At 43.0% G+C, this 15,439-nt stretch carries 11 protein-coding genes and 2 pseudogenes; 6 read left to right on the plus strand and 7 right to left on the minus strand.

Translation table 11 applies throughout. The features are described 5' to 3' along the window. Positions 1-15 precede the first annotated feature (15 nt). A complete protein-coding gene (locus tag QUB66_RS08325) occupies positions 16-1,488 on the plus strand; it encodes a sensor histidine kinase (protein ID WP_332967187.1) in 1,473 nt (490 codons plus the stop codon). A 120-nt stretch (positions 1,489-1,608) separates the two neighbouring features. On the opposite strand, the gene QUB66_RS08330 is transcribed toward QUB66_RS08325, so the two are convergent. Both QUB66_RS08330 and QUB66_RS08335 read right to left on the minus strand, forming a co-directional pair. Next, entirely contained in the window at positions 1,609-2,079 is a 471-nt protein-coding gene (locus QUB66_RS08330; protein WP_265237662.1) for a DUF2808 domain-containing protein, read from the minus strand. A 236-nt stretch (positions 2,080-2,315) separates the two neighbouring features. Further along, on the minus strand, positions 2,316-2,795 hold the full coding sequence (locus QUB66_RS08335) for a hypothetical protein (protein ID WP_332967184.1): 480 nt from the start codon (positions 2,793-2,795) through the stop codon (positions 2,316-2,318). Positions 2,796-3,237: 442 nt separating this feature from the next. On the opposite strand from QUB66_RS08335, the gene QUB66_RS08340 reads away from it, so the two are divergent. The 5 genes from QUB66_RS08340 (at position 3,238) to QUB66_RS08360 (ending at position 6,646) form a co-directional block, all read left to right on the plus strand. Continuing rightward, positions 3,238-3,465 (plus strand): hypothetical protein, encoded by a 228-nt coding sequence (locus QUB66_RS08340; protein ID WP_332967183.1) that lies wholly within the window; start codon positions 3,238-3,240, stop codon positions 3,463-3,465. Positions 3,466-3,560: 95 nt separating this feature from the next. Beyond that, the gene (locus tag QUB66_RS08345) at positions 3,561-4,055 is read left to right on the plus strand and encodes a PepSY domain-containing protein (protein ID WP_332967182.1); all 495 of its coding nucleotides are present in this window, start codon (positions 3,561-3,563) and stop codon (positions 4,053-4,055) included. A gap of 126 nt (positions 4,056-4,181) precedes the next feature. Continuing rightward, complete coding sequence (locus QUB66_RS08350; RefSeq protein ID WP_265237654.1) at positions 4,182-4,949, plus strand: COG4705 family protein; 768 nt, start codon at positions 4,182-4,184, stop codon at positions 4,947-4,949. Between the two features lie 178 nt (positions 4,950-5,127). Next, positions 5,128-5,844, plus strand: a complete 717-nt coding sequence (locus QUB66_RS08355) for a COG4705 family protein (protein WP_332967180.1) — start codon at positions 5,128-5,130, stop codon at positions 5,842-5,844. Next, a complete protein-coding gene (locus QUB66_RS08360; protein ID WP_265237650.1) occupies positions 5,822-6,646 on the plus strand; it encodes an ISL3 family transposase in 825 nt (274 codons plus the stop codon). Before QUB66_RS08355 ends, QUB66_RS08360 begins: the two co-directional genes overlap by 23 nt. Before the next feature lie 21 nt (positions 6,647-6,667). On the opposite strand, the pseudogene QUB66_RS08365 reads toward QUB66_RS08360, so the two are convergent. From QUB66_RS08365 to QUB66_RS08385, 5 genes and pseudogenes are all read right to left on the minus strand, one after another. Next, positions 6,668-7,081: pseudogene (locus tag QUB66_RS08365) on the minus strand (transposase); the annotation flags it as partial. A 15-nt stretch (positions 7,082-7,096) separates the two neighbouring features. Next, a complete protein-coding gene (locus QUB66_RS08370) occupies positions 7,097-7,375 on the minus strand; it encodes a hypothetical protein (protein WP_332967178.1) in 279 nt (92 codons plus the stop codon). Between the two features lie 135 nt (positions 7,376-7,510). Continuing rightward, positions 7,511-8,935 (minus strand): annotated as a pseudogene (locus QUB66_RS08375) (IS5 family transposase). Positions 8,936-9,054: 119 nt separating this feature from the next. Then, on the minus strand, positions 9,055-9,390 hold the full coding sequence (locus tag QUB66_RS08380; protein WP_332971222.1) for a helix-turn-helix domain-containing protein: 336 nt from the start codon (positions 9,388-9,390) through the stop codon (positions 9,055-9,057). A 234-nt stretch (positions 9,391-9,624) separates the two neighbouring features. Next, complete coding sequence (locus QUB66_RS08385; RefSeq protein WP_332967176.1) at positions 9,625-15,330, minus strand: AAA family ATPase; 5,706 nt, start codon at positions 15,328-15,330, stop codon at positions 9,625-9,627. Positions 15,331-15,439: the final 109 nt, after the last annotated feature.

Raw genomic sequence — 15,439 nt, forward strand, 5'->3', positions numbered from 1 at the left:
AACTAAGGATTGTTTATGATTGACTTACCAATTGCTACAGTTTCAGCAAACTCTGGAATGCTTAATTGGGAATGGCTGCAAGTTCTGATCGTAATTGCCTATTATGCAATTCCCACAATGCTGGTTTACTCGCTTTACAAAGGGCGAGATATCCCGTTTCAGTGGATGTTTCTGGTATTCGGAGCATTCTTCGTCACCTGCGGCACAATTCACGTAATCGAAACATGGTATCTATGGTTTCCTGAGTCTTTAGTCTCACAATTCATGAAAGCGATTACGGCTTTCGTCGCTGGTAGTTCAGTTTTGTTGCTATTAACATTGATGCCTTTTGCCCTTGCTCTCCCCAGCCCAGCAAGGCTAGAAGCCGCAAATTTAGCATTAGAAAATGAGATTGCAGAACGCCGGAAAGCCGAGACAGCACTGGCTGAACTAGCCGAAGTATTGGAACAGCGAGTGCAAGCAAGAACTGGCAAACTTTCTCGAGCAAATAATTATTTAATTAAAGAAGTTCAAGAGCGGAAAAAAGCTAAAAAAGCGCTGCAACAATCTGAAGCAGAATTGAGAATAAAAGCCGAAGAACTAGAGCGAGCTTTGCAAAAACTTCAGGAAAGCCAAGCTCAATTAGTACATACCGAAAAATTATCAGCTTTGGGTGAACTGACAGCAGGAATTGCCCACGAAATTAACAATCCCATCAACTTTATTGATGCAAACATCACCTACGCCCGCAATTATGTTGAAGATTTGTTGCGTTTGGTCAACCTCTACGGCCAACATTATCCCAATCCGGTAGAAGAAATTCAGGAAGAAATTGAGACAGTAGAATTAGATTTTCTCAGCGAAGATTTGCCAAAACTGCTTGCTTCAATGAAGGTAGGAACTGACAGAATTTGCGCGATAGTTTCGTCGATGCGTAATTTTTCGCGTTTAGATAAAGATGGCATGAGTGTGGCTTCGATTCACGAAGGAATCGACAGCACTCTGTTAATTCTCCAGCACCGACTGAAAGCGAACGGCAAACTTCCGGGTATCGAATTGATTAAAAATTACGGGGATTTGCCGCTGGTAGAATGTTATGCAGGGCAATTAAATCAGGTGTTTATGAATATTATCAGCAATGCGATTGATGTTTTGCGAGACTGTTCTAATGCGGCTGTTTTGAATGGTCAGAGAAGCTGTCCTACAATTCAGATTAGCACGGAAGTCGCGGAGGGCGATCGGGCAATCATCCGCATTTCCGACAACGGCCCTGGAATGACTGAAGAAGTCAAGGCTAAAATATTTAATCACTTTTTCACCACGAAACCCGCCGGTAAAGGAACGGGTTTAGGGTTATCAATTAGCTGCGAAATTGTTCGAGAAAAGCACTGCGGCTGCTTGGAGTGCCTTTCGAGAGTTGGAGAAGGTACTGAGTTTGTAATTTCGCTACCAATCAGGCAGCAGAAGTCTGAAACTAGAAGGTTATTGGCAATGCAGGAAGCAGTTTGAATTTGAGATTTTTAACCGCAGGTAGCCCAACGGGCTGAACGCTTGTGCCACAATAAACGCGAATTTTGACTGTTTCAAAATGAGAGTAGAACACAGAATCTTTCCATATTTTTATTACTATTAGTAAGTTTGAATCCCAACTCTACCGAGGGGAATTTCTGCGTTGATTCCTACCATTTTACCAGAAATTGCATACCCCCAATTGCGACTGTAACCGGGAGTATGAATACCTCGCATATCAATTGAGATGGTGGTATCAGGAGCGACTGGTTGAGCAAAAACTACGGTGGCTTTTTGGTTGTTGACAGAAACTTGAGTCTTGATTTTCTGATTGGATTGATTTTTTACCTCAATCCCTCCCCTGATGCTCAGATTGTCTGGAAGGGCGATCGCAATTTCCGAAAGAGCTCTTCCCTGAACGTGAACCTCAAAATGATGGGTAGCACCTTGAAAGCGAGCTTTATTAGGAGTTGCAGCGCTACCAACAAGGTGAGGAATATTAGCATTTTGCATTGCTCCTCCCGCAATAGTAGCAGGGGCATTATATGCAAGGATGACGGTAAAGGCGGTAGCGTAAATTAACTTTTTCATAGCTGTGTTCCCTGAAAACTTAACTAATTGTTGTTCTTATTTATTAGCTTGGGTCTCAGGAATGAAATTAAGATGAAATTTTAGCTACTTAAAAGTGAATCATTCAATTATAACTTAACAGGATTTACGCATTTATACCAAAGAAACCGGGTTTTTGTACGAAAATCTTTCGTTGCAGCCAAAAAATTAGGCAAAAAACCCGGTTTGTAGCCACCCGTGCGTCCAGGACTGTCAAACTACTGAGTGAATGTAAAACGACCGTCTACTTTTTCTCCCTTAATATCTGCATTCACCTTCACAGGATACTGACCGGGTTCTTTGCCGGGAAACACAACAGCGTAATGTTTGCCCTCTGGATCGTATTTGAGCGCTAGAGTTTGTTGCTTTCCATTTGGCAACTGCACTTGAGCCGTCACTTTCGCGTCAGCAACTGGTTCCTTTTTCTCGCCTTTTTGCAGATACAAATCTAAGTGAGTTCCGGTAGATTCTTTTTCAGGTACAAACTCTAAATGGTAAGCACCAGAATTGACAACTTGACCCCCTTTAGCTCCTGTCGCCGCCGAAGTCGTGGCGGGAGCGGAAGACGCAGGTTGAGAGGCAGCAGGAGGTGGTGGTGGAGTAGTATTTGTATCGCTTGTTTTGTCGCCACCGCAAGCTCCCAAAAATAGCAATCCGCCACTGGCTAGAATAATTAAACTTGACTTGAGCGTTTTCATGTGCTTGACTTTTTGAGAACAATGATTGGTAAATTATGGCACTTTGAGACAGCGAGTCAAGGAAATTTATCAAAACTTATTCATAAATTAGCCAGTATAACTGTTGAAACAATGCTGGGCGAATATCAGTAATTAAAAAACAAAAATCTTGCCCTCGGACATCAGCAGAGACGACTATTAATCGAGAGATATTTTCGCAGTTGATGGTATTTTGGTCTGTGGCTGCGAAAGCTTGCACGCTTGATGCTTACTATCTTAAGTGCGATCGCACTCCTCACCGCGACAGCACCTCAACCTAGGTTAAATCGCCATTTAACTTAGGTTGACACCCAAAAATGAAATCAGGATGAAATCTCTTAACTTTCAGACAGATAATCTTGCCAAGTTCTTGACATTTGCCCTGTAGAGTGAAATCGCCAACTCACATTGAAGGGATTTAACGGTGAAAACTTCAACTAAAATCACTCTTGTTGACAACTTAAGCAACGGCGAGGTTAATGAAAACTCGTTAGCTGCGGGTAATGCCAGCAAAGACAAGATGCTTGGCCCGCAGGGAAAGGATGTGGTTCCACCATTCATGAATAATTTAGACGGCAGAATGTGGCACGATCCACTCGATCGCACAATAGGTAACGATTTGCTATCCGGTGAAGAAGAAAACGAAAAATAAATCAAAAATTTTCCAACTAAAACAAATCTTGCTAAGTTCTTGACTTTTGCGCTCTACAGTGAAACTACAAACCTAAATTGAAAAAGTTTTACACCATGAAAACCTCAACAAAAATCGCTATAGCAGCAGCTTTGGTAGGTACTTTAGCAGTCAGTGGATTAGTCCGAACTGTGTACGCTTCGCCAGCAAAATCTCACGTTGCCGCCATGCCTCAGAATAGCAGCAATCCCAAAGCAGAAGCCAGTGATGGCGACGGCGAAACTAACGACGAGGCCCAAGAAAAGCAAGAATCAAGTCGCCTGCAATCTCTAGCTAAAATTACACCACAACAAGCAAAAGCGGCGGCGGAAGCAGCGAAAGGTGGCACAGCAAGTCGCGTCAAATTAGAAAACGAAGATGGCAATGTTGTGTACTCAGTTGCGATCGGTCAGCAGGAAGTAAGTGTAGATGCCGGTAACGGTAAAATCCTCAACACAACCAACGTCAAAAATGAGAGCAATGAGAGCGTTTATCCCCGCAGCAGCGTTCAAGTTTCTGAGGCTGCTGGTGGCGATGGCGATGGGGAAACTAATGATGATGCCAAAAAGTAAATTCCGAACTAATTCGCTTTCTTGATGCAACAAATAGAGTAGGGGCAGTGCTATCAATGCCTGCCCTTACTTGGGGAAATATCTCAAAGTTAGAACACTCAATAATAAACCAAAAATAGAAATATTATGAAGAAGATACTAAACAGGGTTCCAGAGGTTACAGGTTCCTTCTGGATTATTAAGGTTCTGGCAACCACAGTAGGTGAAACTCTGGCTGATTATCTGTCGGTAAACCTGAATCTTGGTTTAAGCGTTACATCCTATGTTATGAGCGCTGTGTTACTGATTGCGCTTTTGAATCAGTTTAGGCTTAAACGGTATGTCCCAGTGAGTTACTGGATAGTAGTCGTGTTGATGAGCATCACTGGCACACTAATTACCGATAGATTGGTAGATGAGCTGGGAGTTAGCTTGACGACAATTAATATAGTTTTCACTGTTGTATTGTCTGCCGTTTTTTTGCTGTGGTATTCAAACGAAAAAACATTAGCTATGCACTCCATCAACACAGCCAAAAGAGAGCTATTTTATTGGGCTGCTATCTTATTTACATTTGCTTTGGGTACCGCAACAGGAGACTTTATAGCAGAGGCTTTGAAGCTGGGTTATGCACAATCAGCGCTAGTATTCGGCGTTTTAATTGCGATAGTAGCCACTGGTTATTATTACTTCAGAATGAATGCTGTCTTGGCATTTTGGATAGCCTACATCTTGACTCGTCCACTGGGAGCATCTACTGGCGATTTATTGTCACAACCTACTACAAATGGTTGTTTTGGTTTTGGTACGGTGGGAACAAGTATGCTTTTTCTTTCTATAATCATGAGTCTGGTTATTTACTTAAGCTTTAAGCAGAAGAAACTAGCCCCAATGGCGATCGACCAACAAGACTGATTAACTATCAAATCATCAGATTACCTTTACTGTTACAAGTCAGCTAGGCGTGGGCAGTTGTTTCACGGTGCAATTGCCACATTATCCCTGGTAAACACAAATGCAATCACTCTTTCCGAGTTCTTGACATTGATCATTTAGAGTGAAGCCGCAAAAGTACCATAAACCGATCGCAAAAATGAGCAAACTTCCACAAATAACCGCGTTTTTCTGGATAATGAAAATATGTGCAACCACTCTGGGAGAAACGGCAGGAGACCTTTTGTCGATGACGATCAATGTGGGCTATGCAGTTAGTTCTCTGATATTAATTGGAGTATTTTTAATTTCTCTTGTCACTCAATTGACCTCAAAAAGCTATAACCCATTGCTTTATTGGACTGTCATCCTTTCAACCAGCACGGCTGGTACAACGATGTCAGATTACATGAATCGTACTTTAGGGCTTGGCTACACTACAGGGTCTGCAATTTTAATTACTCTTCTTTTGGCTATTTTTGCGTTTTGGCAATTCAGTGTTGGATCTCTATCTGTCAAAAACGTCAAAACACCTAAAATTGAGATGCTTTATTGGACGGCAATTCTAATTTCAAATACTTTGGGTACTTCCTTGGGCGATTTCCTGGCTGATACTTCTGGACTTGGATTTGCAGGAGGAGCAATCCTAATTTCTAGTTTGCTTGCCGTGGTATTGGCAGCATATTATTATACTCAAATTTCGCCAGTCTTGTTGTTTTGGATTGCGGGCGTTGCTGATTTACGGTATGAAAGGCTAAATATGCAATTCATAAAAACCAGCGTCTACAAAGCTTCTGGATTTTTCAATTATTTATTTCATACCGTAAATAAGCAACGCCGAAGAAGTTTGGTCAATGGTAAAGACTGTAGCGAATAAAATATTACCGGTTGATGTACAAAACTTACAAAAACTCGGCATAGATGAAATTAGTTTAGTAAAAGGGCAAGGAAAATTTATAGTTGTATTAGTAGATTTAGAAACACATAAATTAATAGGCTTAGTTGCCGAAAGAAAACAAGAAGCAATCAAAAAAAAGATGCTTGAATGGGGAGAAAAAGTCTTAAGCCAGATCAAAGAAGTAAGTATGGACATGACTGGTAATTATAAGTCATTAGTCAAAAAGATTTGCCCGAATGCTGATGTAACAGTAGATAGATTTCATGTGACAAAAATGATTTATGAGGAATTAAATCAGTCGAGAATTGAGCAAAAAAAGGCAGCATTATCGCTGAAAGCGAAAGAAAAATCTAAATTATTGGATAGTTTAAAAGGAAGTAAATATACATTGTTGAAAGCAGAAAATAAGTTATCTGACGACGATAAAATAAAATTAAAACAAGTAAAAGATGCTTCACTAAGAGTAGGAGCTATGCACACTTTAAAAGAAGAGTTTCACTCTTTATTTGAAAAAAGCAATAATTTGGGTGACGGGATATTAGAATTAACAGATTGGTTGAAAAAAGCACAACCATACTATAAAAAAAGTGTAAAAACAATCAAAAGATGGTTGGGAGAGATTGTGGGCTATTTTGAAGAAAGAACAACAAATGGGATAGTAGAGGGAATTAATACTAAATTAAAGCTATTAAAAAGGTGTGGTTTTGGATTTAGAAATTTGAGAAATTTTGAAATAGGGGCATTACTTTTTTGGCATTTTCCTGAAAAATTAGCACAATAAGTACGGAAGAGCCATCATTTTCTATGTATAGGTGTACTGATGAATTTTGGGGAAATCAAATTTATGTTCCTTTGTGAAAAACTCAAACAAAAATTTAATCATCTTAAAAGACTTACATAAATACCAATACTTTAGTAAAAAATTTTTAGCTTGTAACCAAATATCTTCAACGGGATTTTGTTCGGGAGCATTGGGAGCAAATAAAATACAAGTGATTGACCAATTATCAGGTTCTTTGTCACGATTAACTTCTGACAAATAATCTCTAAATTCTCCATATTTATGATAACTAGCTCCATCCCAAATCAAGATAATTTTCCGCTCTTTGTATTTATTTTGCAAGCATTTTATGAATTCAACTGTTGATTTTTTATCCCCAGATTTATAACCTTTAACATGGAATTGTTTGGTTTGATAATTGAGTGCGCCAAAATAAGTTTGTCTATTTTTTTAATTGGTAATTTGGACTTCAATTCTTAGATCGGATCGACCCCAAACGTAGCCATTGATATCGCCATGAAGTAGATGACATTCATCTAAAAAAAATACTATTATTTCTCCAGAATTTATGCCAGCCTTGTTTTTGGCTAAAATATTTTTAATTTGTTCCCTCTTTTTTTTGACCAGTTCGGGATCAGATTTGGGATTGATTTTCTGAGTTTTTTTTCCAGGTAATCTTCGCCAGATATAAAAGTTCATAATAGCTCTGTTTTGATTTATAGCTGACACCAAATTTTCCCTCTAAATAAGTAGGGCTTGCTGAAAAAGTCAGAAAACAGTATTTAGAAAGATGAGTGAATTCGCATTCACATTGATGAGATAAGTTTTATTTAAACTTTCTTGGGTAAATACGATTTTTGCTAATCAGTAAAGGTAGAAAAACTGAAAAAAGCTGTTTGTTCTGAAATAGACACAAAAAAGCCAAAGAGCCTGCCGCAGCAGGGCAGAAAGATTCATCACCAGAAAAGTTATGGCGATGGTTGTTTGAGAAGTATTAGAAAGTTTAGCCATCACTCTACCAAGGCTGAATCTTCTTTTAGCTTCTCCAAATTTTCTGACAAATTGAGTTACGAATTCTCTCGTCTAACTGAGCCTGTTTCTTCATTTTCTTGCTGATATTTGTCGGGGGTCTTCCTAGAGGTGGACCACTCATCCTAATCCCTCTTTCTTTGCACCAAGCTAAGAATGTCTCTCGTTCGATAAATCCGATCTACATGAATTGATTCTGGGTAAAATCCCGTGAACCGTTTAAATTCTTCTACTTGTGTTTTTAAGTCTACAGATTCGTTAAAATTATCCCAACTAATTCGGTCTAAAAACACGTACCCATTACGACAACTCGCTGACATTTTTGCCCCAAATTCAACGGATTTCCCGGCTTTTCCTCTGACAATTGGGCGGATGTGTGGTTGTGTTAAACTTACTATTCTGTCCTGAATACTCTGTTCTTTATTTTCATACATCCATAACTGTTGACGGTAGACCTCTGTAGCCACTAACAGCATTTTATAATGATATTTACTCAGCAACTGTAGCTGACCCATTTCATCGATATGAGCCAAATTTCTTTTGATATATTGAAGTTGTTTTTTAATCGCTTTTCTTCGTGCTTTTCGTAAGGGCTTCCGGTTTTTGGCTATTGTTAAGTATTCTTTTCTGGCTGTGTTTCGATATGTTCTTGGTTTTTTTTTACTGGTAACTGAATTTGAGTATGTAGAGCATCTATAATTTTTTCGGTATGTTCCCTAGCTTGATTTAATAGTCCTAAGTCGGTCGGATATTTAATGTCTGCTGGCGCGCAGGTTGCATCTAATATTAATTTGCCTTGATTTTTAGCCTCACTTATTTGTGATGACTTTTGTTTGACTTCTACTGCTGGCACTTCTGTCTGGTCTTTAACCATTTTTTCGTTAATTTTGTTGACTAGACTGACACCTATTCTCTGCCTAAAATGAACGAACATGGATGAATCGAATGGTGCTTCACTACTATAGGTTGTCATGCCTATAAAGTATTGTAGGTATGGGTTTTCTCTTATTTGTTCTACTGTTTCTTTGTCGCTAGTTCCTAACCTTTCTTTAATGATTAATGCTCCCAATGCTATCCGAAATGACGCAAGCTGGAGCTCCCGTTGAAACTGTAAAATTTTGGGCATATTCGACTTCAAATTCTGACCACGGAATTAGTTTCGCCATGATTACCCAACGATTATCATCTGACAATTGCCCCTCGAAGGGGAGGTCAAAGTTGGATGGCTCTTTTGGGGCCCTAGTCAAGTTTTCGGTACATTACGAAAATGATAGTGTGCTGGGCTTTTGACTCATTTTAGCTACTATCTTTGCACATTTTCAGCGCTAAAACGAGCCCAAGTCTTTTGATGTAAGGGTTTTAGGCTTTTTCAGCAAGCCCTAAGTAACTAGCTCATCGAAATCCCAATATTCTTTATTCTTTAGCCATTCGATTACTTCAGTTTTGTGTAGAGATGTTAAATATCCTTTTGACCCTTTATGCCCTAGTTTGATCCCTGCGACGCCTTTGGTTTTAAATTGTTTTTTCCAATAACCAATAAAAAATTTACTTACACCTAAAATTTTGCTAATTTCATGGTAAGGTCTACCTTCGATAGCCATCCTTACAGCTATTGATCGCTTGAGTTCTCTTACAGTTCGATCGCTTTTGATGAAAGATTCTAACGCCGCTCTTTCTTTTTCCATATCTTTCTGTGGCATTTGTAAGTTATTCATTTTTTTATTGTCACAATCAATTATTGCATATAATTATATCATAATAAGTGTAGATAATGATTTAGGATTGCTATATATACTGGAGGAGTGTCGGATCATTATCACCCCCCCAATTTGCTCTTTGCTTGACAGATTTAGCCCAGCTAGTTAACTTGAAATCTTTGCTTAAACAACCTCGTTCTCCTAAGAAGAAAAAACCGGACTTGATTGTAGACCCACTGCATCGTCATGTATCTACAGCTCGACTTTTGAAGCAAGCTCAGCAAACACCTTGACAGGGCTAGCCACGGCAGTACAGTCACTACTGCTTTGGTCAACTGGAATTTCAATCCAGAATTCAGCCCCTCGACCGGGTTCAGAAAAGCATTCGAGGGAGCCACCATGTTTAGCAACTACAATTTGATAGCTAATTGACAGTCCTAATCCAGTCCCTTGACCAATAGGTTTTGTGGTGAAGAAGGGGTCAAACAACTGTTGTCTAACCTGTTGTGTCATCCCAGAACCGTTGTCTTGAATTTGAATTACCACTCTTTTAGAATGACTAGGCTGAGTATTGTTAGTCAATAACTTAGTCCGAATTGTGATGCAACTGGGATTATTGAGTGCGTCTTTCACAGAACGCTGAGCGTTGTAGTGATCTAAAGCATCAAGCGCGTTTGCCAGAATATTCATAAATACCTGGTTCAACTGGCCTGCATAGCACTCTACCCTTGGTAAATCGCCGTATTCTTTGATAACTTCAATGGCAGGACAATCGGGTTTTGCTTTCAGCCGATTTTGCAAAATCATGAGTGTGCTGTCAATTCCCTCATGGATGTCAACAGGCTTCATTTCTGCTTCATCCAGTCGCGAGAAGTTTCGCAGGGATAGGACAATTTGACGAATGCGCTCGGCCCCTACTTTCATTGAACTCAGTATCTTGGGCAAGTCTTCAATCAGGAAGTCCAAGTCGATTTCTGTAATCTTCTCCTCAATTTGGCGGTTGGTCGCTGGATAGGTCTGTTGATAAAGCTCCACTAAGTCCAGTAAATTCCCCGTATACTCAGCAGTGTGGATCAGATTGCCGTAGATGAAGTTCACTGGATTGTTGATTTCATGAGCCACTCCAGCCACCAGTTGCCCCAACCCTGACATTTTCTCAGTTTGAATTAATTGGGTTTGCGTGCGTTGCAGTTGCTCTAGGGTGGCAGAGAGATGTTGATTTTTCTTGTGCAATTCCTGAGTTCGCTGCTCGACTCGCTTTTCCAGGGTATGGTTTGCTTTCTCCAGTTGCACTTTTGCCACAGCAAGCTTGTTGTATAGCATTGCATTTTGCAGCGAGATCGCTGCCTGCGCCGTGAGCAACCGCAGAACTTCCAGACAGCTACGAGTGAAAGCGGCGATCGTCAAATTATTTTCCAGATACACCATGCCAATCAACTTGCCGCGATTACAAATTGGCATACACAGCAAACTTTTGGGCTGTTGTAGAATCATGTAGGGATCATCGGCAAAGGTCGTTTCCAGTCGGGCATCATCCAGCACTAAAGGCTCGGCAGTGCGGGAAACATAGTTGACAACGGAGTGGGGAATGTCGCGGCTCGATCGCAGGGGTCGCGAGCGCAAGCCAAACGCCGAATTTTCACCGAGTTGGGAGCGCTGGGCCCCCACTTCTAACGGAGTTTCGAGATCAACATTGGTCGCGGTTTGGGCCGCAATCACCCAATTTTCCTCATGTCGCAGCAGCAGTACACATTTTTCGGCTCCGGCATTTTCAACCACTACCTGCATCAACGTTGACAGTAGCTTCTCCAACTCAATTTCTCCCGCCAGCGCATGAGATGCTTTGATCACCGTTGCCAAATCTAGAGCTTCGGAAATGCTGGAACTGTTACGTCCCGCCCCGCTGGTGGTGGAGCGAACGGCCCGGATGGGAGAGCTTGCGTCCTCGCCCTGCACGATCGGAGCCAAGAGTTGGGGATAGCGGTGTTCCAGGTCATCTAGCTTCGCCTTCGCACCCCAGCGTCCGTAGGCATAATAGCCATTCGTCAGGTAAACCTGAGCGATCGCTTCTTTACCCCAGTCTAGATAAAATCGAGCTGCAAGTTCGTTGGCAAGGGCTTCTTCTTGCGTGTATTCGTTGGCTTTGGCGGCCGCGATCGCGCGATCGTAGTGATCGAGCGCGACCGCCGTTTGACCCAACACCCGACACAGTTCCGCTGCCACCAACTCAAATTTATGCAGATAATTCATGGGCGCATGACTGGCCCAGGTTTGCATTTTTTGCTGGTTCTCAGTCACTCGTTGCAGCAATTCTGCCTGTTCAAACGGTGTAGCAGTAGGATAGGCAGCCAGCGCAGTGAGCGAATCATAAAACTGAAAGACCGGAATCGTGGCGTATCCGGTGCCGGCTCCTAGATACTGTCTGGCTTGAGTAGCAGTTGCGATCGCCAAAGACAGATCCCCAAACAAATAGCAGAGAATTAGTTTATGAACGTAGAAATAGTGCAGTCCTGTAAATTCATTTGCAGCAATTAGCTGAGGTAATAATTCTTCCTCGTTCAATGCTTGACCAGTCAGAACACAAGCATTCTCAGCCTTGCCTAGTAAGTTAAGAACCGCTTGATGATAGATCCGGCAGTAGTTGAGGGTGGTAGTTTGTTGGAAATTCTCCAGGACAAGACTATAAGCCTGCATATCTTCCTCTAGCCGAGGCAGTTCCCGCCCCAGGAAATAGGAATACTGACAAATATCTTTCGCATTGAAGCCGAGGTAGTAGATATTTCCCGTGTCGAGCGCAATTTTATAGCCTTCCAACATCAACTGCACAGCATTCTGGAGATGAGATTTCAGATAGATGATGAAAGCACCCACGACATATAAAACCGTGGGCTTGATGACGTTGATATTCAACTTGGCATTCAACTCTAACGCCAATTTGCCCACCCGAGCGGCCACTTCAACGTCTTGTAAAATTCCGTTTAGAAGAATTCCGTAGCAGGCATAGCAGAACGCAGAAAAGGGTGCATTACCATACTGAATCGAGGCTTTCACCTGCGATAAAATGAGCAACGGAAACAGATTTGGGGCGGCAATATAAACAGCGGGAGCCACACTGGCCACAATTTGAACAACTGCCAGTTTGTCTGCCGCCGTCATCATGGGCAAATCGACCAGTTCTTCTGGATTACGCCCGCCCAGCAGAACAGCCGTTTCTTGGAGGGCTGCCTGAATGTCAGCCGGGGTGGGTTCAAGAGGAAAAACGAGGCCGAACTGTGCCATCGCTTGCCGAGCGATCGCGATCGCAGCTAGCACATTATTTTGGGCTGTATAGGCCTGAATTTTGATGTCGTAAATGCCCACGCGATCGAGCAAAGTGTTGGCTTGTTGCATCACGGCCTCACCCAGTTGCTCCATCTGCTCATAGGCTCCGCAGAGATAAGCCGCTTCAGCCGCTGACTCATGCAGAGACAGGGTTAACCCATACTGACGATGCCAGCAGTCCAATCGCAGCAAGCGGATTCCCCTGGTCAAATACTCAATAGCAGCTTTGTATGCGGTAGAAGCGAGGGCTTTTCGTCCTGCGATCAGGTTGAGTTGAGCGAGTTGCTCCCGTAGCGGAGCAACTAGCAAGCCATCGTCCTGCGATCGCATCAACTCGATACCGATATTAAGGTGATTCACAATCTCAAAAACGTTGGCTTCTCGCTCGGCTTCTGGCACATTGTTTAACAGCCGTTGCCCGATTTTGAGATGAGTCGCCTGTTTGTCATCGTCTGGAATCAACGAGTAGGCTGCTTGTTGGACGCGATCGTGAAGAAAGTTGTAGGAGGCGATCGGTTTTTCCTGAGCGCTAGGGATGGGTGCATTTTCTGTCACAAATGTCCAACCATCGGCCGGGAATAATTTGTATCCCTCGCCGTTGGGCAAAATCACTCCTTCTTTGAGGGCTTGCCACAAAGCAGCAGCCGTCTCTGTGGGAGATTGCTCATACACGATCGCCAACGTTTCCAGGTCAAACTGGTTGCCAATACAAGCCGCCAGTTTCAAGACATTTTGGGTTTCCAGCGACAACTTCTGCAATTGCTTGGCCACAAATTCCACCACATCCTCAATCAGGCTCATAGCGCGGATTGGGGCGATGTCATAATGCCAACCGCCCACCGAGGTATCAAATACAATCAGTCCATCGTCATAAAGTGATTTAATAAATTGATTGCTGAAAAAAGGATTCCCCTGGGTCTTTTGATGCACCAACTTGGTCAAGGAAATTGCTTGCTCTGGTGAGACATTTAGAGTATCGGCAATCAAGTAATTCAGGTGGATGGGGGTCAAGGGAGCTAAAGCAATTTTATTGACCGTGACCGATGCCTGCAGCAGTTCTTCGATCATCTGCATTAACGGATGCGCGGGCGAAACTTCGTTATCCCGATACGCACCCACCAGCAGCAAATAGTGGCTTTTTGCTTCGCTCATCAGCAGTTGCATCAGCTTGAGCGAGGCGGAGTCTGCCCATTGCAGGTCATCCAGAAAAACCACCAGGGGATGATTTTGCGTGGTGAAAACCTGGATGAACTTTTGGAACAACAGATTAAAGCGATTTTGGGCTGCACTGCCGGACAGTTCCGACGCAGGAGACTGTTCGCCAATGATTCGTTGGAGTTCTGGAATTACTTCGACGATCACCTGGCTATTCTCGCCCAGTGCAGCCAGAATGTTGGTCTTCCATAGATCGATCTCGGCATCGCTCTCGGTCAGCAGTTGCCCCATCAAGTCGCGGAACGCCTGCACCAACGCCGAGAAGGGGATGTTGCGTTGGAATTGATCGAACTTGCCTTTGATGAAGTACCCGTGTTGGCGCACGATCAGCTTGTGCACTTCGTGGACGACGGCCGTTTTGCCCACGCCGGAAAAGCCCGCCACCAGCATCAGTTCGGTGGCACCCTGCTGCACCCGCTCAAAGGCTGTCAGCAGCATGGTCACTTCCGCTTCCCGACCATACAGCTTTTCAGGAATCACGAAGCGATCGCAAGTATCCCGGTGTCCCAGCTTAAACGGCACAATCATGGCCGTTGCGTTCCATTGATGCAAACAGGTTTCCAGGTCGTGCTTCAGTCCCCAGGCGGTCTGATAGCGATCTTCGGCATTCTTCGCCATCAGTTTACTCACCACCTCCGAGAGGAGCGGCGGCACGGCAGGATTCAGGTTATGGACGGCGGAGGCTTGTTTGGCGATGTGGCAATGTACCAGTTGGAGAGCATCGTCCGATTGAAACGGCAACTGACCAGTGAGCAATTCGTAGAAGGTGATGCCTAGCGAATAGAAGTCGGTGCGGTAGTCAATGCCCCGGTTCATCCGGCCGGTTTGTTCAGGGGATAAATACTCCAGCGTCCCTTCCAGCACTGAAGGATTAATCAAAAGTTGCGTTTCTCTAGGCAGCAGGGAAGCGATGCTAAAGTCAATCAGCTTAATCTGCTTGGTGGTGGGATGAATCAGAATATTGGCAGGCTTGATATCTTTATGAATAATGCGATGACGGTAGAGATTGTTGAGCGATTGAGCGAGGGCGATCGCAATCTGCAAAAATTCGGTGAGAAACAGTGGCTCGTAGCGAGGAGCCTTATGAAGTGAGGTGTTCACTTCAGATTGCTGGCCCCAAAGCGCTGTATACTCCTTGAGTGAAATTCCTCCGAAGTCCTCCATAATTAGAGCAAGCTGATTTTGGTAGGTCTCCAGACTATAGAAACGGACAACATCAGCCATGTTCAAATTTTGGGCGATCGCATATTGGTTCTTGAATTGTGCTAATTCAACCAGACTGGGATAAGCCGTTTTTAGAAGTTTGATCACAACGGGGGTTTGATCCCACTCTCGCCAGCCACGGTAAACCACCGTTCTGGAACTGGTGTAAATCGTTTCATGAATTCGGTACCCTGGAATTCCAATCAAGCTTTTTAGCATAAACCCTGTTCAAAACAATGGATTTATCATTATATCCACTCTCAAGGTTACTTTCACACTACACTCATATTTTTCTCAGCATAAACCGATCGAATAGATAGAGCAGAAG

The sequence above is a fragment of the Microcoleus sp. A2-C3 genome (assembly GCF_036706065.1).
GTDB lineage: Bacteria > Cyanobacteriota > Cyanobacteriia > Cyanobacteriales > Microcoleaceae > Microcoleus.